The organism is Rosistilla oblonga (assembly GCF_007751715.1).
Lineage (GTDB): Bacteria > Planctomycetota > Planctomycetia > Pirellulales > Pirellulaceae > Rosistilla > Rosistilla oblonga.
Genome location: NZ_CP036292.1, coordinates 2,406,002 through 2,430,957, shown reverse-complemented (window position 1 = coordinate 2,430,957; position 24,956 = coordinate 2,406,002). Strand labels below are relative to the sequence as shown.

Here is a 24,956-nt window from a genome sequence, read left to right as displayed (position 1 = left end):
TTCACCAAATCTGGAGGTCTTCGAGTTGCTTGGTCGCCGCTTCGGCCCAGCCTCGGTTGGCAGCAGGGCTGGCGGGGCTGGGGTGTAAGATTTTCGCCAATTTGCGATCTCCCGTCAGCACGCGGCCGGCACATTTTTCAGCAAACGCACCGACTCCCACAACCCAAGTCGGATCGAGAGCCTCGATCACTTCAGCCAAATGCGCGTCGCAGACCTGTTCCAACGCGCCCCGTTCGGCTTTGGATAACTTGTCGGGAGTCACGTTCCGAGCCGACGCTTCCATGAAGACCAGCGGGCAATAGTTGGCCACAAAGTGCGTCTTGAAAAAATCTTTGGGATCGGGAAAACGTTCGGCAAACAGTCCCCACAGGCGACGTCCGGAGACCTCGCTGCGTTGGCAAGCGAACCCTTCGATCGGCCGCTTCGGATGTTCGGGATCGGGCTTTTCGACTTCGGTTTCGATCTTCATCCAGTTCCGCACCGCATCGATCTCGCCAAACGGAACGCCGGTCTGCGACATCCCCCACGGCCCGGGATTCATTCCCAACAGCAGAACCTTGCAGGTCGGTTTGGCGTATCGCGACAGATACATCCGATGCGCCGCGGCGGCATACCGCAGCGGGTTGTAGACGTGCGTCACCGGTTCGGCGAACAACAATCGGTCGACTTCATCGGCCAGGTTCGCGGCAGCTTCGATCAATCGAGTAGCGGTTTTATTGGGCATATTGATGTCGGCCCAACGTCTCGCCATACAGCGACGCAATCGCTGCGGAACACGATCGAAGGGATCGATCTTTTAAAAGGATGGTTTAGTTTTTTGCGGCACCACGTGACAGCTTAGTTTATCCGCGTGCCCAACGGGCCGCGCGTTGGAGTCGAGGTTTCAGCCGACCGAAACGCGCGGGGCGTTGCCACCGCGGTTAAACGATCTCGTTCACGATTTCACTCGCTTGCGCTTCGTGCTAGTAATATTGGGTTTAACCGCGTGCCCAACGGGCCGCGCGTTGGAATCGAGGTTTCAGCCGACCGAAACGCGCGGGGCGTTGCCACCGCGGTTAAACGATCGCGGGCCGTTCACCCAAACAAAACCTCTTGCTGGGGCGGAGTGCCGTCGTCGGTACGGCCTTTGAAGATACCCAGCCGTTGCAAGGCCAACAAGCTTAGGTACAGCGGATTGAGGTACAGATAGCGACGCCACAGTCGCGTCGGCTCTTTGACGAGACGAAACAGCCACTCCAGCCCGGCGCGTTGCATCCAAGGAGGTGCCTGCGGCAGCAGGTTGGCATGAAACGCAAACGCAGCCCCCACTGCGATCAGTGGCATCGAGATCCGATCGCGCATTTCAAACGCAAACGTTTCCTGCCGTGGGCATCCGATCCCGACGAAACACAAACTGGCACCGCTGGCGTTGATCTCGTCGGCCAGTTCGGAACACTCCTCCGGAGAGAGCGTCCGAAAACGAGAGGCTCGTGCGCCAGCGACTTTCAGTCCGGGAAACTTCTCGGCCAGCTTGTCGATCAAAACCGCATTCATCTCGTCGGTCCCGCCGAACAGGAAAATCGATTGCTGTTGTTCGACGCACGCCTGGCACAACCGCAGCGTCAATTCGGGCCCGTAGACGCGGTCGCTGAGCCCACAGCCGTGCAACAGGTTCAGCGCCCAACGGACCGGTTGCCCATCGGGGCAGACCAAATCGAATCGATTCAGCCGATAGTTCTGCTCGCGATCCAAATAGCCGGTCATCACGCCATGCACCGCCAATGCCGTGACCGACATCGATTGCCGCTCGATCGCTGCATGCATGATCTTGGCAACGGCGGCTTCATAGTCGACCGCATCGACATTGACGCCGATCACACTGTGTTTTCCCGAATCAATCATCGCATCGATCGTTTGTTGAATGGCCCATTACAAATTGGCAGGCGTCGATCAAACCGGAGGCCGCAAACGCGGGAGTTCGATCGCGAACCGAATCGCGGCAGCCTCCGGCCATCGACGCGCGAGCCGCCACGTCGCAAGCGAGCCAGCGGTCCAAACAGCCAGCCAAACCGTTGTCGTCTCGAGGATCGTAAAGCCAGCCGTTGCGATCGTCTTGCAAAAGCGTGGTGCTCGCCTGCGCCAAGCGGCTGCCGATCACTGGCAGCCCCGAATGCAAAGCTTCATTGACGACCAAGCCCCACTCGTCGGCTAGCGTCGGAAAGATCAAGAGATCGTGCGCCGGCATCAGCGTCGGCAATTGCTCGCTGGGCAGATTGCCGGTGAATTCAATCGCCAAATTCGCCGGCGTCGCGACAGCACTCAACGACTCACGCAACGGTCCCTCACCCACCATCGTTAACTGGAACGTTTGTTCCGCGTGCTGCTGCGCATAACGGACGACTTGCTGGACCATCGCCTCCACTCCTTTCCGCTGCGTCATCTGGCCGATGTACAACATCCGCGTGACGCTTGGCGAACCGGAGGGCTGCAGCGGGCCGGTGTAGATGCTGTCGGGGTTGGCCGCGTAAGGAAAGTGGAACAGTCGTTTGGGATCGGCGCCGAGATCGCTGAGCACATCGAAGCAACTGGGGCCGTTGTAGGTGATCGCGTCGGCGCGGCCGATCAGCCATCGCCGAGCTGCGGCTCGCATCATCCCCCGTCCCTGTTCGGTATGCTGCGACATATACGTACACAGAATCAGCTTGCTGCGCCGGTGCAAGATCCGATGCAGGGAACTGGCTAACGAGCGAAACCCCAGCTCCAGACTGAGCACGATGTCGGGCTGCAGTCGCCGTAATTGACGGCCGGTATCGTAGGGGACGTGAACATATAAGGTGTCGTCAAAACCGGCCGAATGTCGCCAATGGCGTTGCAGCGTAAGCGTCTTCTGCAGCGTCACGTCCAGCCCTTCCCAACGCGGCTGGAAGTGCCGGTTCGGTTCGACATCGGTCGACAACAGCACGTGGAAGTCGCGGATCTGCCGGGACAGCTCTTGATAGATCGGCAGCTGATAGATCGGAATGTAATGCGTCAACAAAACCACGCGCGCATCGACGACCGGAGCGTCGCAGTGCGTTGGTTTCGGATGCGATTGCAATTCCGTATTCATGATCGAAACGTCTTTCCTGTGCGTTGCACCTGCACGTTCTCCCTAGACCTTGTTCTGTGAATTCGCTTGCGTTTGGCGATACATCGCGAAGAAGACGATCACCAAGCAGACGAATTGCCCGGCGGCAAGCGCCACGGGGATGCTCCAGATTCCCATCCGTGGTTGCAATGCAAACGTCAGTCCGATCAGAATCATCAGCGCCACGATCCGCCCGATGATTCCTGGCGTGGGCATTCCGCGGCCGCGAAGGTACCCATCGGCTGTCATCAGCATTCCTCGCAGGCCGCCCGAAGGCAACAGGTACCAGGCGAACATCACGGTGCCGGTAAACGCTTGTGTGTAAAGGATCGGCACGGCGTAGGGGATCACGATCGCCAACAGGCATCCGGTCGCGATCTGCCCCGCAAACATTAACGCGATAAAACGGGTCACTCCCGCCGCAGTCAACGGAGTATTGGGATCGGCACCATGCCGGAACGAAAACAACGCCAACGCATTGGGGACGATAATCATCGTGCTAGCGATCGGGATCGCGCTGGTGTAGAAGCCTTGGTCGGTCAGCGTTCCGAGAAACAGAATCAGGAACAGGTCGGCCCGATCCAGCAGTTCGGCGGCTATCTGCGAAATCGCCAGCCCGCGATTTTCGCTCAGCGATTCGAGCACCGATTGTTGTGGCGGCCCGAACCAACTGCCTCGCATTCCGACTTGGCACAATAACAGGCCGGCGACGCAGGAGCCGACAAAAGCCCAGGTCACGTCGCGTAATTCGCTCCATCCGGCCAGCCACATGCCCAAAAGAAGCAGCGGAAAAAATGCGGCCGCGGCGGCTCGCAGCGAACTGAGGCGGTAGAAGTAGCCGCGGCCATGATCGACGCCTTGAACCGCCAAGCGGATGTGCTGCAGCGGCAAAGTCAGTGCGACTAACGAAGCCAACGGAGCGAGGTAGCGTTTGTCGACGGGCAACGCGAACCAGGCCAACAGGACGCAGACCGCCGCGGTGACGATTCCCGTCGTGAGACCGTAACGCATCGCAGCACGCCTGGCCGCGGAGTCGCCGGCTGACGCTGGCAACTTGGCTGCCAAGCGGGCGAAGATATCTGCCGATCCCAACAACCCCATGTACAAAAACATCTGAGGGTAGGCGACGATCGTCGCGTAGGCTCCGCGTCCCTCGGGCCCCAGCAGGCGCGCGAGCAGGATCCCTTGGATCGCGAAGAATCCAAAGGTTCCAAACGCTGCGGCGATCGCGCTGGCGAGCGAGCGAATACGCCGCTTCGAAAGAATGTTCCCATCGGGCGTCGTCGCTTCCGATTCGGGAGACTCGATCGAAGAACTGGCGGAGATTTCGGACGAAATAACGAGTGTTCCTATTCTGACGGTAAACCCGAACTGTTGGGCTGGGCACTAGCTGCTGTGAGTTTACCCATAGATTGAACCGAGAACATGGCCATAGCAACGCTAAACAGAAGGTCAAACGCAGAAAAAACGGACCGCGGGCCGGGTTATCGCGACCACCACGGCGAACGTGAGCTAGCTAACAATTTCCGCTGGGGAACATCCGGGGGGGGCAGGCTACTTGTCACCCCGCCGCAGAGACTTATTGGCGACTCTCGCAGCCACCGAGCAGTAAATTTCCAGTCCTTTCCGCTGCGTGACCTAAGTTGTCCCTACCGGTCGCGATGATTAGTGGTGTCGAGGGGAACGAAACAGTTCACTTCGGCAAACGACTCTCCTATTCGACCGGATGGCAACATCCAATCCACCTTTCAAGGATGACACTGCGATGGCAAAGTTCTACGTAAGCTGCGGATCTCAAACTCTCATCATCTCGGCTCCAACCGCGGAATTCGCTGCGATGCGATTGATGGACGAAGCCATGGCAGCTCACGCTTGGATCTACGACGACGCGGATCTCAGCGAACAAGACCGTCGCGACCACCTGAGCCTCGAAGCGTTGCTGCACTTGAGCTCGACCGTGCGAGTCAGCGAATGTGGGCTCGGCCGCAGCGACGCTGGCGAGTTCGAAGTACCAATCCTTCTGGACCAATGGCACCGTTTGATGACGGGTGTCAGCCGATTGTTTGTCTCGGCGGGATTGGAACCGCGTCGCGTCATGCCAGCCAATCTCGAGAACGTTTTGTATCCCAAGTCGCCTCGCTAATTCCGGGGACTGCACAGCACTCCCTTCGGCGAAAATCGAACCAGCTGACAGCGGGGGACCCAACGCGACGACCCAGGCGTTGGAACCGCATCGCGTCAACTGAGTTTTTCTTGGTTCGGCCTCAGTTTTGACCTAGAGTTTCGTGTCTCGCTGCCCACCGTCGTGTGAGTGGTCGGCGACGCTTTGCAAACCTCCTGTCACGACCGAACCGATCCATGCAATCGATTACTCCCATTCGCCCGCGACAACGATCCATCGAGTTTTTGAGGTTGTTGATCGACGGCGCCGCCATCATCGGCACGCTGGCCATCGTCAAAGGACTCTCGCCCGGTTGGTTCGACAACCAAGCGATCGTCGCCGGACTGACAGCGATCCTGGCCTTCCTGTTGCTGGGACACGTCACCGGTCTGTATCGCGCGGGCCTGGACATGACGGCAAATCAAGAAGTAGTTCGCGTGACGACGACGTGGGTGCTGACCATGGCGGTGATCGCCGGGTTGGCGTTCTTCGCTCGCTACGGACAACATTTCGCTCGTTCGGTGGTTCTCGGTTGGTGCATTATAGCACCGGTCATGATCTGCCTGATCCGGATGATTTGGAGGGTTGGCCAACGGATGCTTTTGAAACAAGGAATCGGTACGCGGCGGGTTGCCATCGCCGGCTTAAACGACCTCGGCCTGCAGGTTTCGCGGAACATCGAACAATCGCCCGGTCTCGGTTTTCAGTTGACCGGGTTTTATGACGATCGCGAGCGCGAGCGTCGTTCGGAACTTGGGCCCAACGATCCGCAATTGCTCGGCAAGATCGACGACCTGATCGTCGCGGCTCAGAACAATGAATTCGATATCGTGATGATCTCGCTGCCGATGCGGGCGGAGGAGCGGATCAAATTCATCCTGGAAAAACTGAGTGATTCGACCGCGTCGGTCTACATCGTTCCCGACTTCTTCGTCTTCGAACTGATGCACTCGCAATGGACCAACATGGGCGGAATCCCTGCGGTCAGCGTGTTCGAATCGCCGCTGTACGGCGTCGATGGCGTCTCGAAACGACTGGTCGATATCGCTGTCACGATCTCGGCGCTTGTCGCCGCGGCGATCCCGATGTTGATGATCGCCGCTGCGATCAAACTGACCTCCCCCGGTCCAGTCTTCTTCCGGCAACGACGTTATGGCGTCGATGGCCGCGAGATCCTGGTTTGGAAGTTCCGCTCGATGACGACCTGCGACAATGGCTCGGTCGTTCGCCAAGCGACCAAGGGAGACGCTCGGATCACGCCGCTGGGAGCGATCCTCCGCAAGACTTCGCTGGACGAACTGCCTCAATTGTTCAACGTCCTCGAAGGCTCGATGTCGCTGGTCGGCCCACGCCCTCACGCGTCGGCTCACAACGAACATTATCGCGGCCAGATTCGCGGCTACATGCTGCGACATAAGATCAAACCGGGAATCACCGGCTTGGCCCAAGTCGAAGGCTGTCGCGGTGAGACCGACACGCTGGACAAGATGCAACGCCGCGTCGACTTCGACCATCGCTACATCCGCGACTGGTCGTTGTGGCTCGATATCCGCATCCTGTTCAAGACGCTGTTGGTCGCCTGGCGACAACCCGAAGCCTATTAAGATTACCAAGCCGTCGCCATTCGCCCATACCAAATTCGTTTAACCGCGTGCCCATCGGGCCGCGCGCCGGAGGCTTGGTCGCCTTTCGCTCCGCGAAAGTGCGGACGGAAAGTTAAGATCGGTGCACGCACTTTCGCGGAGCGAAAGGCGACCATACTCGCACGAAGCGCGAGTTTTGATGTTGCGCGTTGATGGGGTTGCTAGCGAGAATTGGTATTGCAGAAAGAGGTGAGACATCCTGAGTTTGTGAGTTACCACACAAACAAAGCCCAGGAGCTCACCGATGGCAATCATGGAAGATTCCCTCCCCGCAATCAAGTCGTTTCTGCCGAACACGCAGGTTTCTGCTCACTTTCGAAGCATGCTGCTGCGATTCTTGATCGCTATTCTTACGCGGCACGGTCGAAACTCGTGCATGTCTGCTGTCTCCGCCATCGAGGGAAAACCGCGGCATCGGGCACACCCCGGACGCTTCCTTAAACGGTACCGGCAGGCTATCGCCGATTTGCTCGCGGCGATCACACTGAAGATGCTTCGTGATCAGGATTGGAACGGCCGCTATCTCCTGCTGCTCGATTCAACGCTCGTCGCCACTGCCGGCCAGACCATCGAAAACACCTTCAGCACCGGTAACTCCAAGCGACGACCAGCCAAGAATCGCCGCTACACCAAGTACAAGTATCAACGAAAGAGTTGCCACTGTTTCGTGTTCGCATTGCTGCTGACTCCTGACGGACTGCGAGTACCGATGTGGCTGCCGTACTACACCAAGCCTTATGCGAAGGCCCACAAGATCAAACATCGGACGCAGGCGCAGCTTGCGGCGCAGTTGATTTGCGACGCGCAAGTACCCGCCGGCACCGAACTGATTGTGCTCGGAGACACCGCATTTGACGCCAAATGCGTGCGTGCGGCTTGCCGGGAGCGAGGCTATTTTTGGATCGTTCCGGTCAACACCAATCGCGTCTTCTCTGCAAAGAAGCACGGCAAGCGGCCTCGTGTGAGTTTGCGAATCGAACAACTTCCTGCATCACGTTTCCAAACCATTCGTCTTTCGATCGGTGCGGGGCCTTACGCTGCTCAGCGACGAGCCTCCTGCCATCGAACGGCACGCCGCCGCGACGGGACGAAGTCAACTCGGACGTATCACGTCCACAGCGAGAGAAGCGAGGTCCACAATGTGGGCATGGTCATGCTCGTCTTTTCCTCGAGTAAGCCGATTGGCAAAAAGATTCAACGTGAAGGGACGAAGTTGTTGATGACCAATGCAAAGCACTTGTCGGCTCGGCAGGTGTGTGAGCTGTACAGTCTACGTTGGCAGATCGAGTTGTTCTTCAAAGAACTCAAGAGCACGCTGGGAATGAACCAGTACAGCTTCAAAGATTTCGAGGCGGTCGAGAGCTGGATGGGGATCGTGTTGATCACGTTCTGCTATCTGGAATGGACTCGTCGCCGCAAGCTGGCCGATCGTCGAATCGACGATCGGCAGCGCAAATGCTGGAAGCACGCTCGCAGCTACACCGTCCGCGAGGCGTTGTTGGTAGGCATTCGCTATCGCGAGCACCAGTGGCATCTGCGACGGCTAAAAACCAACCACGGCCTCCGCACACTGAGGAAACGCTACACTGAGCTTTTATCCCAGGAATACCGGTGCCTCGCCTGATTAAAGCATCCATCGGCGCAACATCAAAACTTGCGCTTCGTGCTGGTATGCCTCGGTACCACCGTTGTCGCCATTAAGTGTCACACACGACGATGTTTGGATGTTGCGGTAACGTTCATCGTATTCCTTCGTGAGTCGGTCCGAGTCCAAGATCGCAGATGGTCGCCTTTCGCTCCGCGAAAGTGCGGACGGAAAGAAAAATCAGGGTACGCACTTTCGCGGAGCGAAAGGCGACCATACTAGCACGAAGCGCCAGCGAGTGATTGCACCCGGAACACTCGCTTGCGCTTCGTGCTGGTATGCCTCGGCACCATCATTTGTCACACAAGCACGACGCAAAATTTCGTTGAAGGTTCGGACGTGGAGTTCTGCATCGGGTATCGTGATGGCCTGTGAGGATCGCCTGAAAACTGGCTTTTGGTACCGATAACGGAAAGGAACACTGCCGATGAAAATCACCCGGATCACTGCCCACCGCGTCGAACTTCCTTTGATCGAAGGGGCTTATCATTGGTCGGGTGGCAAATCGGTCAACGTTTTCGACAGCACGATCGTCGCTGTCGAGACGGCTGAGGGATTGGTTGGGTATGGTGAGGTCTGTCCGCTGGGCCCATTCTATCTGCCGGCGTATGCCGAAGGTGTGCGGGCTGGATTGCGCGAACTGGGGCCGCATTTGATCGGACTCGACCCGCGCGAACTGGGCGTGTTGAATCAACGTATGGATGCGGCGTTGAAGGGGCATCCGTATGTGAAGTCGGGAATCGACATCGCTTGTTGGGATCTGTTGGGGAATGCCAGCGGGCTGCCGGTCTGCATGTTGATGGGAGGCAGGGTTGGGGAGAGCGTGCGACTGTATCGCGCGATCTCGCAGATCGCTCCCGACGCGATGGCCGAAAACGTCGCCAGCTATCGCGACCAGGGTTACACGCGTTTTCAATTGAAGGTTGGGGGCGACCCCGATACCGATATCCAGCGGATCCGCGCGGCGCGGGATGTCTTGCGTCCGTCGGATCGTTTGGTCGCCGACGCCAACACTGGATGGACGCAGCACGAAGCGCAACGCGTCGTCCGCGCGGTCGCCGATCTGGACGTCTACATCGAACAGCCCTGCTTGACTTACGAAGAGTGTCTGGCGGTGCGACGCAACACAACGCATCCGTTTATCCTGGACGAGAACATCGACGGGCTGGAGATGTTGTTCCGCGCCAAAGCCGACTTGGCGATGGACGTCGTCAACTTGAAGATCAGCAAACTTGGCGGACTGACGAAAGCCCGGCAGGCCCGCGACGTCTGCGCTTCGATGGGGATCGCGATGACGATCGAAGACAGCTGGGGTGGCGATATCACCACCGCCGCGATCGCTCACCTGGCCCATAGCACTCCCGAACCGCTGCGTTTCACCAGCACCGACTTCAACAGCTACGTCACCGTTTGCAATGCCGACGGGGCGCCAAAACGGGAGCACGGATTCATGCAGGCGAGCGCCGCACCTGGTCTAGGCATCACTCCCCATTTTGATGTGATCGGCCCCGCGGTTGTTGAAGTGCTGTAAACAGATCGCCCGCCGTGCAGTGGATTCCGTTCGCCCCCATAGGGATGGATTTCGAATTGTCGCGTCCACCCAAACGGATAGCTGACATTTACCAGCAGGGAAGTTCTGCCCCTTTCTATCGCCGCTGCAAAGTTCCTTTCAGCCCCGCCAAGCCTGCTTATCGTCTAATGAAAGACTGGTAATCCGCGACGCGACGCCACTAACGGATGACCGTTGTCCCGCCGGGGAGGTGGTGGTGTCAAGTTCACCTATTGTGATGGATCCTGGCGAATTCGCGTCAACTTTTCCGGAGATTCCGCCTCATCCCACCCGACCGGAATGCCATGACTTGCGATCTCGGCGCGTCGATGAAAACAGGCAAGAGGCACCGGGAGGGTGCGTCGTTTGGCGGATGCGCGATATAGCAAAGGAAATCGAAGTTGAAAAAGTTACTGCAACACGTCGGTGTAGCACTCGGTCTGGTCTGTGGCGCCACGGCGTCGGCGGAAGAAACGGTTGTGACTAGTCTGTATGAAGAGGCGATGATCGCGGATCAAGAGCCTGTTCAATTGGTTGGATACAAATCGGTTGGCCCGATCGGCAGCCAGTTGCAGAAGTTCCGACCGCGTGGCGTCTTTTCCATCGGGGCGGAACTGCCTTTGCTGTCGACCTATGCAAATCATGGTTTGAACCCATCCAGTAGTACTTGGAGCGACGGTTACGATACCGAAGCTGCATTGCGAGTCACCGCTGCGTATCAAACGACGGGCATCATGGGGTTCCGGTTTCGCTTCTTCGATTTTAATGCGACGAACAACAGCACGCCGCAGAGCAGTTTTGGCGTGCAAACCTACGATCTCGAAGCGACCACCGACCTCAAGCTGGGTGAGTGGAAGATTCAGGGATTTGGCGGCCTCCGCTGGGGTTCGATCGATTTTTCGAAGTCCCGCTGGGGCGGATTTGAAAACCATGAATTCGACGGCTTCGGATTCACGCTGGGGGCCGATGTGCGACGGCATGTTGCTCATGGATTCTCGTTGGTCGCAGGATTCCGTCAAAGCATGCTCTACGGTGAAACCCAAAGTAGCACTGGCAACCGACTCGATAACGTCGTTGTCCCGGTCACCGAGCTACGCCTTGGTGCCGAATACGCACACGTCTTTGCCGGTGGCAACAAACTGATCGCGGGTGTCGGCTACGAACATCAGCAATTCAGCAGCCTGAGCAGTTTGGCCGGATCGATCGATCCCGAAGATGTCGATCTCGCCTTGGCTGGCCCCGTCTTCTCGCTGACTTGGCAACGCTAAGACTCCGCCTGTCCCCCGCGGATGTCATCTTCTGTGCAGCAACACGCTTCCCGCCGATATCTTTGGCGGGGAGCGTGTTTTGAGTTGGTCTGCGACACGCTTAGACGCGAGACAACATGCTCGCGATTCCGCCGCTGAGGATCGGATCCATACCGGCTGAGCAATGGGCGACGCTGACAGCGTAGCCACCCTGCGGATAGGCGTCGGCGGTTGGAATGTACCACGGACCGCCGTCGGAATAGGCGGCGCAGGCGACGAAACGATTGGGAGCCGCAGCTTGGGCTCGCAATTGATATTCGATAAAACTCTCCGACGGCAGATGGACCAACGAGACATCGTTGATGTGCATGCAGCTGAGCGTGATCGGCACCATTGCCTGGATCCGGCGAATCCACGCGACGGTATATGATGGCCGGTTGCGATGGACAACGCGCTGCGTCTTGTCGCTGATCTGTCGCATCAGCGCCTCTTCATCGAAGGCCGGATTGATCGGCGGCAGGATGTCTTCGGTCTCCCAGCGAATCGATTCGATCGCTTCGGGGACCAACGTCTCTTGAGCGGCGACCATCCCGTCGAGAATCCGCTGGGTTAAGATAGGACGCATCACTTTGGAGCCATCGTTGTATTTGCCCGCTCCGATGTTGCCGCCGCACCCGTTGAAGTACATGTGAGTGCAGTCGGGTTCTTGTTTCTGCATCTGCTTGCGTGCCAGCCCACAGAAGTCGGCGCTAACGCGACCGTCGCCGTAGTAGCTCATCGGATGGCAGGCGTAATAATGGCACGCCGCCAGCTTTTTGTCGCCGTTGTAAAACGCGACCGTCTTGAGCATCGGATCGATCAGCCCTTCAGGGAACGCGTGATGCATAGCGTTTTTGGAACTGCTGCCACGCTGCGAGATCACCTTGCCATTAAGACCGATCAGTCGGCGATTCCCCGCCACCTTGTCGACCTTCGCTTGGCTGCGAGCGACGTGTGTGACCGGCGTCGTCTGTTTCATCGCTTTGCCAACCGCCTCGCGACCGGCGTCCAAGCACTCGAGGAAGAAGTCGCGTTCGACGATGTGCGGCAGATCGCCTTGTGCCAGAACGATCTCTTCTGAGTCCAGACATGCAAAGGGGGCATTGTGTTGATGCACGCAGTGAACCGCGACGCGATCGATCGTCGTGCCGGCAGCGTCGGCCAACGCTTGCCGCCACTGGATGTGAGCTGAATTCAGCAGCCCCGTCCAGTCGACGACACAGACGACGATCGGCTTGCCCGCCCCCAACAACACATACCCAATCGCCTCCAACGGATCGTCGACTCCTACGACAGGCTTGATCCACCCGCCGCACAGCGAATGTCCCATCGGCGGCGTGACGTCGAACCGGAAGGTTCCCAGGTGAAGGTTGCCAGCCGATTCCGCGGCTAGTGCGGGGAGCGGGGCGATACCGCTAGCGAGCGTTGCCGCGGCCGTTGCCGAAATGAAACCACGACGGTTGAGTTCTTGAGGGAATGGATTTTTCATAGGAGCGAGATTCAGGTGGGGAAAGGAGGAAGGAGAGATTTCGTCGGGGGATCAGCATTATAAACACCAGCGACGCTGGAATGTTGAACGCTCGAAGGTTCCGATCGGGGCTAGTCATTGTTTAGGTTTGAGGTATCCCCCGGCACGCGATCGCCTCCGGTTCCGTTGAGCAACGCCGCGCTTGCGGGAGCCGGCACATTTGCCTGAACCCAGCCACTTATTACAGCTCTGGAAGGCAGCTGAGCGAGCCTAGCGTATCGGCTGGCTCTTCGATTAATATGACGGATCGTTCGTGTTTCGGATCGAACGCTGCGAGGTGGGTACCATCGCTGCGGTTCGAGTCCATTCCACCCGATGGTTCAGAAGAGTTTTTAAAAGATGCCGATCTACGAATATCAATGCGAAGGCTGCGGACACGCGGTCGAAGTGCTGCTGCGTCGCTTCGATGAACAACCCGAATGCCCCGACTGTGGCGGAACCAAGCTGGACAAACTGATGAGCGTTCCCGCGTCGCCATCGACTGGCAGCGGCGGACAATTGCCCGTCGCCGGTTCGGGCGAAGCGTGTGGTGCGCCGCGTTGCTGCGGCGGCGGTTGCCAGATGTAGCGACCGCGGCTGTTCTTCAGCAGCCCGATCTTGCTAGCTTCGTGGCTCGCGCGGCGCGCGAGCCACGCTCGGGCTGGACGGACGGTCGCACGATAGTCTCCTGAAACGCTGCCTTCCGCGTGCCGCGAGTGTCCGCGTGGCGGCGGCGTGGAATCTCGGGCTGGTTGGAAGAAAATGGGACTCGCGTTAGGATGAGCCAACGAACACTCTAACGCCACGACCTTTATAGACGAGTCCGATGGATCCAACCTTTCGAAGCAGCCGCTTGATCGACCGTGCGCGAAGCGGATTGCTGGTCGTCGACCTGCAGACCAAGCTGCTGCCGGGGATCGAGCAGAGCGAGCAAATCGTCGCCAACACCGATCGGCTGTGCCGAGCGGCGGAATTGTTGAACGTTCCGCAAACCGCTTCGGTTCAATATCCGCAGGGGCTTGGCCCGTTGGAAGCTCGCCTGGCCGAGCGGTTCCCGACGCCCGACGAGAAGCTCGATTTCAGCGCGGCTGGCTGCGCCTCGATTGCCCAGCTTGCCGAAACGCACAATTTGACTCAATGGATCGTTGTCGGAATCGAGACCCATATCTGTGTTTTGCAAACCACGTTAGATTTGTTGGCACGGCAATTGGATGTCTTCGTCGTTGCCGATGCCGTTGGGGCCCGCGGCGATCGCGATCATCGGATCGGACTGGATCGGATGCAAGCCGAAGGGGCGACGCTGGTGACGACCGAAAGCGTCTTGTTCGAGTGGTGTCAGACCGCCGCCGATCCCAAGTTCAAACAGATCAGTGCCATCGTTCGCGAGGGCTAGCCGACCGGCTCGCAATGCGAAACCCAAAACATCTCAATCAGGATTAAAAGCAGATGCCGAAAGTGAACTCCCAAGTTGCCAACACCCTGGGCAAAGAAAAAGCCAAGGAGAAGTTGGACTACATGGCCGAACGCATGGAACGCGATTACGGCGACAAGGTGAAGAACATGCAGCGGGTCTGGGACGAAGATACGTTGACGATCTCGTTCGAAGCGATGGGCTTCAAGATCAAATCGCTGCTGTCGGTCGGCGAAGACGTTGTCGATGTCGAAAGCCAACTGCCTTTGGCGGCGATGCCGTTCAAGGGGATGGTGCAGACACGGATGGTCGACACGTTGCAAAAGATGCTCAGCTAGTTCGGTCGCCGCAGACCGGATCGGCAATCGTTCCGCGATCGGCGGGACGAATCAATTTTGGATCGAATCATACACAGATCGGGCACAGCCCAGCGAACTTGAAGCGAAGAGAATGGGAAAACACCACATCTACCAAGTCGAAGACTTAACCAAAAAGCACGGCCAAAAGGTTGTCTTGGAGAACATTTGGCTGGCGTTCTACCCCGGTGCCAAGATCGGCGTTTTGGGCCCCAACGGTGCGGGCAAAAGTACGCTGCTGAAGATCATGGCCGGCCAGGATACCGAATTCGAAGGTGTCGCGCGGCTCGCGTCGGGCTACACCGCCGGGTATCTGTCGCAAGAACCTCATCTGGATCCGACCAAAACCGTCGCTGAAAATGTGGCCGTTGCGGTTGCGGAACGCCAGGCTGTCTTGGATCGCTACACCGAGATCGGCACGCTGTTGGGCGAGATCGAAGATCCCGACCAGATGCAGAAGTTGTGCGACGAGATGGCCGACTTGCAGGACAAGATCGACGCCGGCAACCTGTGGGAACTCGAACGCCAAGTCGAGATGTCGATGCAGGTGATGAATCTGCCGCCGGGCGACGCCGACGTGACCAAGCTGTCCGGTGGTGAACGCCGCCGCGTCGCGATGTGCCAGCTGTTGATCCGCCAACCCGATCTGCTGCTATTGGACGAACCGACCAACCACTTGGACGCCGAATCGGTGCAGTGGTTGGAGGAACATCTTGCCAAATATCCCGGCACCGTCGTCGCGGTCACTCACGATCGCTACTTCTTGGACAACGTCGCTCAGTGGATTCTGGAAATCGATCGCGGCAAGGGCTTCCCATTCGAAGGCAACTACACAGCTTGGTTGCAGGCGAAAGAAAAGCGAATGGAAGGCGAAAGCCGCAAGCAACAGGCGCGGCAACGCACCTTGGCTCGCGAGCTGGAATGGATTCGGATGAGTCCCAAGGCACGGCAGTCGAAGAGCAAAGCGCGTATCGCGGCTTACGACAAGATGGTTGCCGAGGAGTTCCAGGAACGTCCCGACGAATTGGAAATCCAGATCCCGCCTGGAAAGCACTTGGGCGAACTGGTGATCGAAGCGAAGAACATCAACAAGGCCTTCGGCGACAAGGTGTTGATGAAGGACCTTTCGTTCAACCTGCCCGCCGGTGGTATCGTTGGCGTGATCGGGCCCAACGGTGTCGGCAAGACGACGTTGTTCCGAATGTTGACAGGTCAGGACACGCCCGACAGCGGCGAGTTCCGCGTCGGCCCGACGGTCGATCTCGGCTACGTCGACCAGAGTCGCGATTCGTTGAACGACGACGCGACGGTCTATCAAGAGATCAGCGGCGGGCACGACACGATCGACCTGGGCGGTCGCGTGGTGAATTCGCGCAGCTATGTCACGCGGTTCAATTTCAAAGGCCCCGACCAAGAGAAGAAGGTTGGCAGGTTGTCCGGTGGTGAACGCAACCGCGTTCACTTGGCCAAACTGCTGCGTCGCGGCGTGAATGTATTGATGTTGGACGAACCGACAAACGATCTGGATGTCGATACGTTGCGTGCTTTGGAAGAAGCGATCCAGAACTTTGCGGGCTGTGTCGTCGTGACGTCGCACGATCGTTGGTTCTTGGATCGACTGGCGACGCACATTCTGGCGTTCGAAGGCGACGGATACGCGCACTGGTGCGAAGGGAACTTCGAAACCTATGAAGCGCAACGCAAGGAGCGATTTGGCGAATCCGACGACGGTCGCAAGACTCGCTACAAGAGCATCCACGCTTAGCGGACGTCGCTCTATTAGCGTTGGGTCGGATTCTTGGTGGCGTTGCCGTTATGCAACCCGATTCCGACGCTTAGCGGACGTCGCTTAAAAACTGTTGAATCTGCGAAGCGAGCATTGGTATCGAGATGCCAATCGCTCGCTCGAAATCGCTCCGGCGCTCGACCGCCGGGTAGGTGATAAAGGGAAGCCGCGAGCTGTAGTGCGTTACCAGTTGTCGCAGCACATCGGGGCGACGATCGGCCAGATAAAAGGTCATCGCCCATGCGACAGCGTATGCCGATTCGGCATCGGACGCGAAACGCTGATCGTCTTGGACCAATTCCTCGATTGCGGCGGCCAGCGATTGCGAGTCGGGAAAACGCTGACGCAGGCTGGCCAACATCTCTCGGTTGACGCGATCTTGTAAGCTTGGGTGATTCGCTGGATCGTGGATCCCCGCGGCTTCGAACATCGTTCCAAAGCCCTCGATGATCCAGTGCGGTTGCTTTGCGACGCGCGAATGGATACCCCAGTTGAAGGCGGATTGATGCGCCGCTTCGTGGCGGATCGTCGACGAAACGCCTCCCGCCGACGCGCCGTGATCGTACAGCGCCACGCGGTTGCTGTTTTGCGAATAGTATCCCAAAACGTTGGCTCCCAGCGGCCGGCCGCGATCCGATTGGGCATAGCGAAGAAAGCTCGATCGGTCGGGGAAGACGATCGCAACCATTGGGAACCTCGCCTTGCGAAGCGGTAGATTTCGCGTGCGGCAGTGCTGCAAGAACGATCGGTGCAGATCCTCCAGCAACTGCGGCCAGTGTGTCCCGCGTGTCGGGTGGACGACAAGATAGTTCGACGTCGATGTGACTTGGTGCGTGCTGCCGAACTCGCGATACAGCTGGCTGCGCAGTTCAGCCGAACTGGCTGCGTCGAAGCGTCCCGTGTCGATCGTCAGTTGCGATGCATCGGCCGGATCAAAATCGAACAGTCGCCCGTCGCGTTGCAACACGACCGCTCTGTCCGGTGTCCACAACAATGACATCCCCTGCACGAATTCTCCCCCCAGGCTCATCGCTACCATCGGGTCGCGATCGGCCGCGCGCAGCTTGGGCTCGGCAAACGCTGTGACAAAGGCGAGCCCTGCAAAGATCCAAATGGTGCGATGGGGAGCTGACATATCCGTGGCAAATTTGCTGCGAGGTTTGCGCCCCAAAACGGGGAACGTGTTACGATGGAACGGTAGACGCCGGGCCGCTGCCCGTGCTTGGAAACCCTACGCCATCGAACCCCTTGGGGAACGAACGGCGGCGGCCGTGGTGGGCCGAACGCTTGAACTTACGATTCTCTCACTTAAGCCCGTGCCGATCATGACGATTAATTCGACCCGATTGTCCCCTAAGTCTTGGCTTCCGCGTTGGAATCCTGTCGGGCTGTTGTTGCTGATCGTCATCGCAAGCTGCTCGTTCGCCGCGGGGCAAGAGTCGACCGATACCGACGCCGACGATCGTCAAGCGAGAGTGGAGGTCGACCGATTGGTCGCGGGGCTCGACGGGCGAACGCTCGCCGAACGCCAAGCGGCCGAGCGCGATCTGATCGATCTGGGGCCGCAGATCCTAAAATTTCTGCCGCGGGAAAACGATCTCCCCACAGCGGAGATGCGACAGCGGATGCGGCGGATTCGCAGCCAGTTGGAACAGCTGGAATCGACGACCTCGATCGATGCAACGCCTGTCACCATCCGCGACGCGCGAACGCTTGGCGACGCGCTTGGGCAGATCTCAGCGCAGACGAAGGTGCAGTTTGCCGGCGCGATCAAAGAATCGCTGCCGGTCAAAATTGACGCCGTCAAAATTCCGTTCTGGAACGCTGTCGATGAAGTCCTCGACGCGGCCGAACTGGATATCGATCGCTTTGGCGGTGTCGAGGGATCGTTGAAGTTGGTTCCGCGCAGTCCCGATCGTCCCCGCCGCAGCGATACCGCTGCCTACAGCGGAGTCTTTCGCGTCGAACCGATCAGCGTCACCGCGCGGCGCGATTTGCATAACCCGCGGCTCAGCGGACTCGATCTGTTGATCGACATCTCGTGGGAACTGCGGCTGACCCCGATCGGGATCTCGCTGCCGCTGAAAGAGTTTGGGGCGAAGCTGGACAATGGCGATGTGCTGCAGTTGCAAGCCTCCGCCGAGACGGCTGAAGCGATGCCCAACGCGGGGATTCCGTCGACGCAAACTTTGATCCCGTTTCAATTGCCCGCCGGCCGGCCCGCGAAGATCGATACGCTTTCGGGAACGATCGACGCGTTGTTGCCGGGCAAGATCAAACACTTCGATTTCGATTTGGGCGACGATAACTTTCCGCCGAGAGATGCTGGCGATGTGACGGTCATGTTGGAAAGTGTCCGCGGCAACGGATCGCTGCACGAGCTGCGGGTGAACGTGAAATTCAAACAGGCCGATCGCGCACTCGAATCGCATCGCGGTTGGGTCTTCGACAATCCAGCTTACGTGACTGCTGCGAATACCGATCAAGCCGAAACGCGACAGGATGCTGCCGCCGAACAGGCTCAACCGCCGCGAATCGAAAACTTGGGGTATGAGATCTATCGCCAAACTTCCGACGAGATCGGGATCGGATATCTGTTCGATCTCGAGGGCCAGCCTGATCGCTTTCGCTTCCACTACGAAACGCCCGCGTCGATCGTCCGCAGCGAAGTTCGTTTCACCTTGCACGACATCCTGTTGCCATGATCCATCGCCGCGTTCGATTGTTGTCGTTGCTACTGGCTTGTCTGTGCGGGCTGACCGCGACGGGACAAAGCCAACCGGAGACCGATGCGATCGCCTGGATCGGCGACGATCCGGTGTTGGCTAGCGAGATCGATCTGCTGGTTCATCGCCGTGGTTTGGCGGCCACCGATCTGAATGCCAATCCCACGCTCCGCTCGGCGATCGCCAACGTTTTGGTCCGGCGGCATCTGGCCCTTGCGGCGCTGCGGGATCAGTCGGGCAAAGGGGGAGCGGCGATCATCGACGATGCGATCCAAGCGTGGCAGCAGCAGGTGCTGGCGAGTGGCAAGACGCTGGAAGAATTTGCAGCTCTGCTGCAGAGCGATGTCGCAGCGCTGCAGGCCGAGGTCGCTTGGTTGAGTCTATGGAACGATTACCTGCGCGTTCGCTTGAACGATGCGAATCTGCAGCGGTTCTTCGAGACGCGGTCCTCGCTTTACGATGGGACGCAGGTCGACGTCTCGCAGATCTTCCTGAGCGATCCGGCACAGCTGGAGGCTTTGGAAAAGATCGCCGATCGGATTCGTGGCGACGAGATCTCGTTTGCCGATGCGGCAGCCGAGCACTCGCAAGCCGGTAGCGCCGACGCTGGAGGACGGATCGGTTGGATTGGGGCCGATGGCGACCTGCCAGCTGTTGTTGCCGAAGCGGCGCTGATGGCGGAGTCCGAGACGTTGCTGCCGGTTGTTCGATCGGGGCTTGGGCTGCACCTGGTTTACGTCCACGAAAAGCGGAACGGAGACCGGAGCTTTGCCGATTTGACCGACCATCGGCGGCTGCGTCGCGACGCGGCTGATTTCTTGTTCGAGCATCTGGTGGATCGCGGGCAGACGTTGCACGACGTCCGTTGGCAAGAGGGCCAATCGGAACGACCTCTAGGGCGCTGAGTCGCACGTCAGCAGGCTGTTGCGGCGCGATCTCCGGACTGGCTGACCACGCCGGGAAACGCCGCGTTGCACCACTCGTAATGCGTGGGCTGGCCGTTACACTTATTTGTCGACGTAGAACCTAATCCGTTGGACGAGCGATGGTGAGAGACAACGACATGCCCAGTACGATCGTAATCTTTGGTGCCTCGGGCGACTTGACGAGTCGCAAATTGATTCCCGCGTTATTTCGCTTGTTCCAAAAGAAACGACTGCCCGAGGGGACTCGAATCGTCGGCGTTTCGCGGAGCGATTTCAGCGACGAACAATGGCGCAACCAGCTCGGCGAAACGACTGAAAAATTCTTGCCCGCCAGCTTTACTGCCGAGGATTGGAAGCAGTTCTGCCAGCATGTTTATTATCGCCCGGGCGATATCACCAAAGCCGATGATTTTGTCGCATTGGGCAAGCACCTTGACGAGTTGGAAGGTGCGGCGTGCGACCGCGTTTATTATCTGTCCACCTCGCCGCGGCTGTATGAATCGGCGATCACGCTGATGGGACAAGCTGGCTTGGCCGACGAGAGCGCAGGCAGTCGCCGGGTGATCATCGAGAAGCCGTTTGGGACCGATCTGGCATCGGCCGAAGCGCTGAACCAATCGATTCACAAATCGTTCCACGAAAACCAAATCTATCGCATCGATCACTATCTGGGCAAAGAGACCGTTCAGAATCTGTTTGCATTGCGTTTTGCGAACACGATCTTTGAACCACTTTGGAACCGCAACTACATCGACCACGTGCAGATCACCGTGGCTGAAGAGGTGGTGATTGGCCGTCGCGGGGGATACTACGATACGTCGGGCATTTTGCGCGACATGTTTCAGAATCACTTGCTGCAGTTGATGATGATCACCGCGATGGAGGCACCGGCGCGGTACGACGCCAATCTGGTCCGCGATGAAAAGGTCAAGGTGCTGCACAGCGTGCGACCGATGTCGGGAAGCGATTTCGCCTGTAATACGCTTCGAGGACAGTATCAGGGCTACCTGCAAGAGGATGGCGTTCCGGCGGGCAGCCAAACGGCGACCTTCGCCGCTTTGAAGCTTTACATCGACAACTGGCGTTGGAAGGGCGTGCCGTTTTATCTGCGCAGCGGCAAAGCGATGTCCTGTCGCACGACGCAGATCGTGATCCAATTTCGTTCGCCTCCCCATTTGCTGTTCCCATCGGGGAAGATGCGGACGCCCGAAGCGAATCAATTGGTGATCCAGGTCCAACCGGCCGAAGGACTGCAGATGTACTTCCAGTCCAAGGTACCCGACACCGAGATGAAGACCCGCACCAGCCACTTCGATTTCCGCTTCCAGGACGCTGGTCCCGACGGAATGCCCGACGCCTACCAACGTCTGCTGATGGATGCTGTTAACGGCGATGCGAGCCTGTTTGCACGCAGCGACGAGGTTGAATTGGCGTGGAGCATCATCGATCCGATCATCAATGCGTGGGGCAGCGCCGCCGCTCCCGACCTACACGTCTACGAACCCGGACTGTGGGGCCCGACGGAATCGTCCGAATGGATGCAGGGTCAAAAACGCAGCTGGTTTGACGTCTGCCCGGTACTCTAAGCCGGTGCGATCGAAAACGCCCAGAAGCCGGTCGCGATGATCGGCCGCGGCAGTTTCCACAACTTAAGACGAGGGGGAGGCCGATGGGGCGTTTGAATCAGTTGAGCCATCCTCTTGTGGCTCATCATTTGGCCACAATGCGGGCCGAAACGACGAGTCCTGCCGAATTCCGAGCGACGGTCAGTCGGCTTGCAATGTTGTTGGGAGTCTACGCTACCGAGGATCTGCCGATGGCGGCCACGACGGTCAGGACTCCGTTGGCCGATTGCCCTTCGCAAACGCTAGCCGTTCGCGTGGGGCTGGTTCCAATCTTGCGAGCCGGATTGGGATTGGTCGAACCGCTGCACCAATTGATTCCCGATGCGGAGGTTTGGCATTTGGGGATGTATCGCAACGAGGAGACGGCCGAGCCGGTCTCGTATTACGACAAACTGCCCAGCCGCGACGCGGTCGATGTGGCGCTAGTGTTGGACCCGATGTTGGCGACTGGCGGATCGATCCGCAGCGCCGTCGAGCGGCTGATCCGCTGGGGCGTCCCCGATATTCGCGTCTTGAGCGTGATCGCGGCCCGCCCGGGGCTGGAACGCGTGCAGGCGGAATTCCCCAACGTCTCGATCTTCGTCTGCGCCGTCGACCCATCGCTGAACGACCAGCAGTTTATCGTCCCTGGCTTGGGAGACGCCGGCGACCGGATTTTTAATACGGTCGATTGATGGCTAGGGGGGAATTCGGCGAGCTCGCGAGGGAGCTTTCTTCCGCGGTAGCACACGATGTGGGCGAGCGTGTCGACTTTGAAGCCAGCCGATTAGATCGGCGCATAAAAAAACCCGACGCAAGCATCGGGCATTGGTGGTAGCAAAGGGGTGCTAGTTCGCGGTAAGATTAGCATCCGCGTTGTTGTTTGTGGTCAGTAGGTTATCGGCGCGTTGGAGCGCTTGATCCACACGTGCCAGCAGAGCACTGTCGTCATCCAAAATCGACTGTGTGCTGGTGGGATCGGCGGCGGTGAATTCCGCGAGGCAGTGTTGGCAGGCGACAGCCCGGCCGAGCAGCTCGATACCGATCTCCAACTTGCGACCGCAAGTGGGACACGGCTGAACAAAACGATGAGTCATTTTTGGCATCTCCATTACCCAGTTCTTATCTGAGTGATTCGAACGAGATCAGCAGTGTACCCGATCGCACACCACAAAACAAGTTTTCGAACTCACAATCGACCCACCTTCGCCACGCTGCGGATGTCTTTCCCGCCTTAACGCCACGATGTGGCACCTAACCTCACCTTAGATTTTAAGGTCACAATACTGAGTTTACCTTCGTTAACGTTGGTAGGCAATGGATATTTCACGGTTTACAGCTCTGCGGAGTCGTACGCCGGCTGGTTTTGGATCGCGGCGTGCGGTCTGAGCAGCACGAACTAATTTCCAAAAAATTTCTCGAATCCCACCTGGAGCATCCCAAATGGACCTCGTTATTGCAGCTAATTCTGACTTGATGGGGCGCGAAGCCGCCCAGATCGCCGCTGTGGATCTTGTCGCCGCAATTAAAAATTCGGGCCAAGCGAGACTTTTGGTCGCCACCGGCGCCTCGCAGTTCACCGTTCTGGAGCACTTGATCCAGCACGATGAGATCGATTGGTCGGTCGTCGATGGCTTCCATTTGGACGAATACGAAGGGATCTCGCCCGATCACCCCGCATCGTTCTGCAAATATTTGAAAGAGCGATTTGTCGACCGCGTCGGCCTTCGCAGCTTCCGTTTCCTGCGTGGCGATCAAGACATCGAAGCGACTGTCAGCGAAGCCGCAGCGGCGGTATCGGCGGCACCGATCGATGTCGCGATGGTTGGCATCGGCGAAAACGCTCACTTGGCGTTCAACGATCCGCCCGCCGATTTCGAAACCAACGATCCCTATCTGATCGTCGATCTCGATGAAGCTTGCCGGTTGCAACAGGTTGGCGAAGGCTGGTTCGATTCGCTCGAATCGGTTCCTAAGCGAGCGATCAGCATGTCGGTCAACCAGATCTTGAAGTCGAAGCGGATCGTTTGCAGCGTTCCCGATGAACGGAAGGCCAAGGCGGTTCAGGGATCGTTCGAAGGCGAAATCTGCCCCAAGACTCCTGCATCGATCTTGCAGCGTCATCCGCAAACGACGCTGTTGGTCGACGAACCAGCCGCTTCGCTGCTGTCGGCTGAATCGAAGGAGAAAGCGCGAAAGGTTCAGTCATGAGCGACAGCGAATCGCTACCGAAGTTCTTCGACCTGCAGGTCAACGGTTTTTTTGGTGCCGACTTCAACGACGCATCGCTCTCCGAATCGCAGCTAGCTGCCGCCGTAACGCGGCTGCAGCAGGACAACGTTTCGGGGATCTTGGCGACGGTGATCACCGATTCCAACGAAGCGATGTTGGCTCGCGTGCGGCGAATCGTCGAACTGCGGAAGCTGTTGCCAGCGGCGGCGGCGATGATTCCGGGGCTGCACATCGAAGGCCCGTTCATCAGTCCGGTCACCGGGTATATCGGTGCTCACCCGGCGGCTCACGCCCGGCAGTGCGAACAAGGCTTCATGGAAGAGTTGTTGGCGGCTGGCGAAGGTCTGATCCGGTTGGTCACGATTGCACCGGAACAAGATCCCGGCGGCAAGCTGACGCGCTGGTTGGTCGATCAAAACGTGGTCGTGGCCGCAGGGCATTGCGATCCGAGTGTGGAGCAATTGGCCACGACGATCGATCAGGGCTTGAGCATGTTCACGCATCTTGGCAACGGTTGCCCGCAACTGATGCATCGGCACGACAACATCATCCAACGCGTGCTGTCGATGTCCGATCGGTTGGTCGTTTGCATGATCGCCGACGGGTTTCATGTTCCGTTGGTGGCGCTGCAGAACTACATCCGCTGCATCCCGCCAGAGAATCTCGTCTTCACGACCGACTGCATCGCAGCAGCCGGTTTGGGAGCGGGAGTCTATACGCTGGCCGGGCAACAGATCCGCGTCGAAGCGGGGATGCCACCAACCTCCGCCGACGGATCGCACTTCGTCGGTTCGTCAGCTCAGATGCCCGACATGTATCGCCGGCTGCGCGATGAGTTGGGGATCAGCCAGAAGCAGTTGGAGTATTCGATGTTCGAACTGCCCCGCCGAGCGACGGGCTGTGCATAGCCGCCCGCTGTGGCGATGACCATGGAGACGCGTCCGGGATGCCATGTCCCGGACGCACGTGCTGGTGTCGAGCCTTTAGGCGATCGATGCGATGCTGAGCCTTCGCTTGA

22 protein-coding genes are annotated in these 24,956 nt (G+C 58.5%); 15 read left to right on the top strand and 7 right to left on the bottom strand.

Features of this window, described 5'->3' with window-relative positions; genetic code table 11:
• Nucleotide 1: 1 nt before the first annotated feature.
• From CA51_RS08660 to CA51_RS08645, 4 genes are all read right to left on the bottom strand, one after another.
• Entirely contained in the window at nt 2-724 is a 723-nt protein-coding gene (locus CA51_RS08660) for a uracil-DNA glycosylase family protein (RefSeq protein ID WP_145119667.1), read from the bottom strand.
• A gap of 350 nt (nt 725-1,074) precedes the next feature.
• Nucleotides 1,075-1,881, bottom strand: a complete 807-nt coding sequence (locus CA51_RS08655) for a WecB/TagA/CpsF family glycosyltransferase (RefSeq protein WP_145119665.1) — start codon at nt 1,879-1,881, stop codon at nt 1,075-1,077.
• Complete coding sequence (locus tag CA51_RS08650) at nt 1,874-3,088, bottom strand: glycosyltransferase family 4 protein (protein ID WP_145119663.1); 1,215 nt, start codon at nt 3,086-3,088, stop codon at nt 1,874-1,876. The genes CA51_RS08655 and CA51_RS08650 overlap by 8 nt, the downstream gene beginning before the upstream one ends.
• Nucleotides 3,089-3,130: 42 nt before the next feature.
• A complete protein-coding gene (locus tag CA51_RS08645) occupies nt 3,131-4,333 on the bottom strand; it encodes a lipopolysaccharide biosynthesis protein (RefSeq protein WP_261342956.1) in 1,203 nt (400 codons plus the stop codon).
• A gap of 538 nt (nt 4,334-4,871) precedes the next feature.
• Between CA51_RS08645 and CA51_RS08640 the strand changes: the two genes are divergently transcribed.
• The 5 genes from CA51_RS08640 (at nt 4,872) to CA51_RS08620 (ending at nt 11,372) form a co-directional block, all read left to right on the top strand.
• Nucleotides 4,872-5,249 carry a hypothetical protein gene (locus tag CA51_RS08640; RefSeq protein WP_145119659.1) on the top strand — a complete coding sequence of 126 codons (378 nt, stop codon included), beginning with the start codon at nt 4,872-4,874 and terminating at the stop codon, nt 5,247-5,249.
• A 215-nt stretch (nt 5,250-5,464) separates the two neighbouring features.
• Nucleotides 5,465-6,871: an undecaprenyl-phosphate glucose phosphotransferase gene (locus tag CA51_RS08635; RefSeq protein WP_145119657.1), complete on the top strand. Its 1,407-nt coding sequence runs from the start codon at nt 5,465-5,467 to the stop codon at nt 6,869-6,871.
• A gap of 415 nt (nt 6,872-7,286) precedes the next feature.
• The gene (locus tag CA51_RS08630) at nt 7,287-8,534 is read left to right on the top strand and encodes a transposase (protein ID WP_145119655.1); all 1,248 of its coding nucleotides are present in this window, start codon (nt 7,287-7,289) and stop codon (nt 8,532-8,534) included.
• 448 nt (nt 8,535-8,982) lie between these two features.
• Entirely contained in the window at nt 8,983-10,086 is a 1,104-nt protein-coding gene (locus CA51_RS08625) for a cis-3-hydroxy-L-proline dehydratase (protein ID WP_145119653.1), read from the top strand.
• A gap of 419 nt (nt 10,087-10,505) precedes the next feature.
• Nucleotides 10,506-11,372, top strand: a complete 867-nt coding sequence (locus tag CA51_RS08620; RefSeq protein ID WP_145119651.1) for an Lpg1974 family pore-forming outer membrane protein — start codon at nt 10,506-10,508, stop codon at nt 11,370-11,372.
• Between the two features lie 100 nt (nt 11,373-11,472).
• Here the strand turns inward: CA51_RS08620 and CA51_RS08615 are convergent, their stop codons facing one another.
• On the bottom strand, nt 11,473-12,879 hold the full coding sequence (locus tag CA51_RS08615) for a hypothetical protein (RefSeq protein ID WP_145119649.1): 1,407 nt from the start codon (nt 12,877-12,879) through the stop codon (nt 11,473-11,475).
• A gap of 378 nt (nt 12,880-13,257) precedes the next feature.
• Between CA51_RS08615 and CA51_RS08610 the strand changes: the two genes are divergently transcribed.
• The 4 genes from CA51_RS08610 to ettA all read left to right on the top strand — a co-directional run bounded on the left by CA51_RS08610 (nt 13,258) and on the right by ettA (nt 16,429).
• Complete coding sequence (locus CA51_RS08610; RefSeq protein ID WP_145119647.1) at nt 13,258-13,485, top strand: FmdB family zinc ribbon protein; 228 nt, start codon at nt 13,258-13,260, stop codon at nt 13,483-13,485.
• Nucleotides 13,486-13,723: 238 nt separating this feature from the next.
• The gene (locus CA51_RS08605) at nt 13,724-14,290 is read left to right on the top strand and encodes an isochorismatase family protein (RefSeq protein ID WP_145119645.1); all 567 of its coding nucleotides are present in this window, start codon (nt 13,724-13,726) and stop codon (nt 14,288-14,290) included.
• 53 nt (nt 14,291-14,343) lie between these two features.
• Nucleotides 14,344-14,646, top strand: a complete 303-nt coding sequence (locus CA51_RS08600; RefSeq protein ID WP_145119643.1) for a polyhydroxyalkanoic acid system family protein — start codon at nt 14,344-14,346, stop codon at nt 14,644-14,646.
• Between the two features lie 112 nt (nt 14,647-14,758).
• Nucleotides 14,759-16,429 carry an energy-dependent translational throttle protein EttA gene (ettA, locus tag CA51_RS08595; protein WP_145119641.1) on the top strand — a complete coding sequence of 557 codons (1,671 nt, stop codon included), beginning with the start codon at nt 14,759-14,761 and terminating at the stop codon, nt 16,427-16,429.
• Nucleotides 16,430-16,499: 70 nt separating this feature from the next.
• Here ettA and CA51_RS08590 read toward each other — a convergent pair whose 3' ends face one another.
• Nucleotides 16,500-17,585, bottom strand: a complete 1,086-nt coding sequence (locus CA51_RS08590) for a DUF1570 domain-containing protein (protein WP_145119639.1) — start codon at nt 17,583-17,585, stop codon at nt 16,500-16,502.
• 190 nt (nt 17,586-17,775) lie between these two features.
• On the opposite strand from CA51_RS08590, the gene CA51_RS08585 reads away from it, so the two are divergent.
• The 4 genes from CA51_RS08585 to upp all read left to right on the top strand — a co-directional run bounded on the left by CA51_RS08585 (nt 17,776) and on the right by upp (nt 22,401).
• A complete protein-coding gene (locus CA51_RS08585; protein ID WP_145119637.1) occupies nt 17,776-19,155 on the top strand; it encodes a hypothetical protein in 1,380 nt (459 codons plus the stop codon).
• Entirely contained in the window at nt 19,152-20,081 is a 930-nt protein-coding gene (locus CA51_RS08580; RefSeq protein ID WP_145119635.1) for a peptidylprolyl isomerase, read from the top strand. The genes CA51_RS08585 and CA51_RS08580 overlap by 4 nt, the downstream gene beginning before the upstream one ends.
• A gap of 158 nt (nt 20,082-20,239) precedes the next feature.
• On the top strand, nt 20,240-21,688 hold the full coding sequence (gene zwf / locus CA51_RS08575) for a glucose-6-phosphate dehydrogenase (protein WP_145119633.1): 1,449 nt from the start codon (nt 20,240-20,242) through the stop codon (nt 21,686-21,688).
• Nucleotides 21,689-21,771: 83 nt separating this feature from the next.
• A complete protein-coding gene (upp, locus tag CA51_RS08570) occupies nt 21,772-22,401 on the top strand; it encodes a uracil phosphoribosyltransferase (protein ID WP_145119631.1) in 630 nt (209 codons plus the stop codon).
• Between the two features lie 153 nt (nt 22,402-22,554).
• Here the strand turns inward: upp and CA51_RS08565 are convergent, their stop codons facing one another.
• Complete coding sequence (locus tag CA51_RS08565) at nt 22,555-22,803, bottom strand: response regulator (RefSeq protein WP_145119629.1); 249 nt, start codon at nt 22,801-22,803, stop codon at nt 22,555-22,557.
• A gap of 346 nt (nt 22,804-23,149) precedes the next feature.
• Between CA51_RS08565 and CA51_RS08560 the strand changes: the two genes are divergently transcribed.
• Together CA51_RS08560 and CA51_RS08555 are read left to right on the top strand one after the other, a co-directional pair.
• Nucleotides 23,150-23,917, top strand: coding sequence for a glucosamine-6-phosphate deaminase (locus CA51_RS08560; RefSeq protein WP_145119627.1), 768 nt, complete (start codon nt 23,150-23,152; stop codon nt 23,915-23,917).
• Complete coding sequence (locus tag CA51_RS08555; RefSeq protein ID WP_145119625.1) at nt 23,914-24,846, top strand: N-acetylglucosamine-6-phosphate deacetylase; 933 nt, start codon at nt 23,914-23,916, stop codon at nt 24,844-24,846. The genes CA51_RS08560 and CA51_RS08555 overlap by 4 nt, the downstream gene beginning before the upstream one ends.
• Nucleotides 24,847-24,956 lie beyond the last annotated feature (110 nt).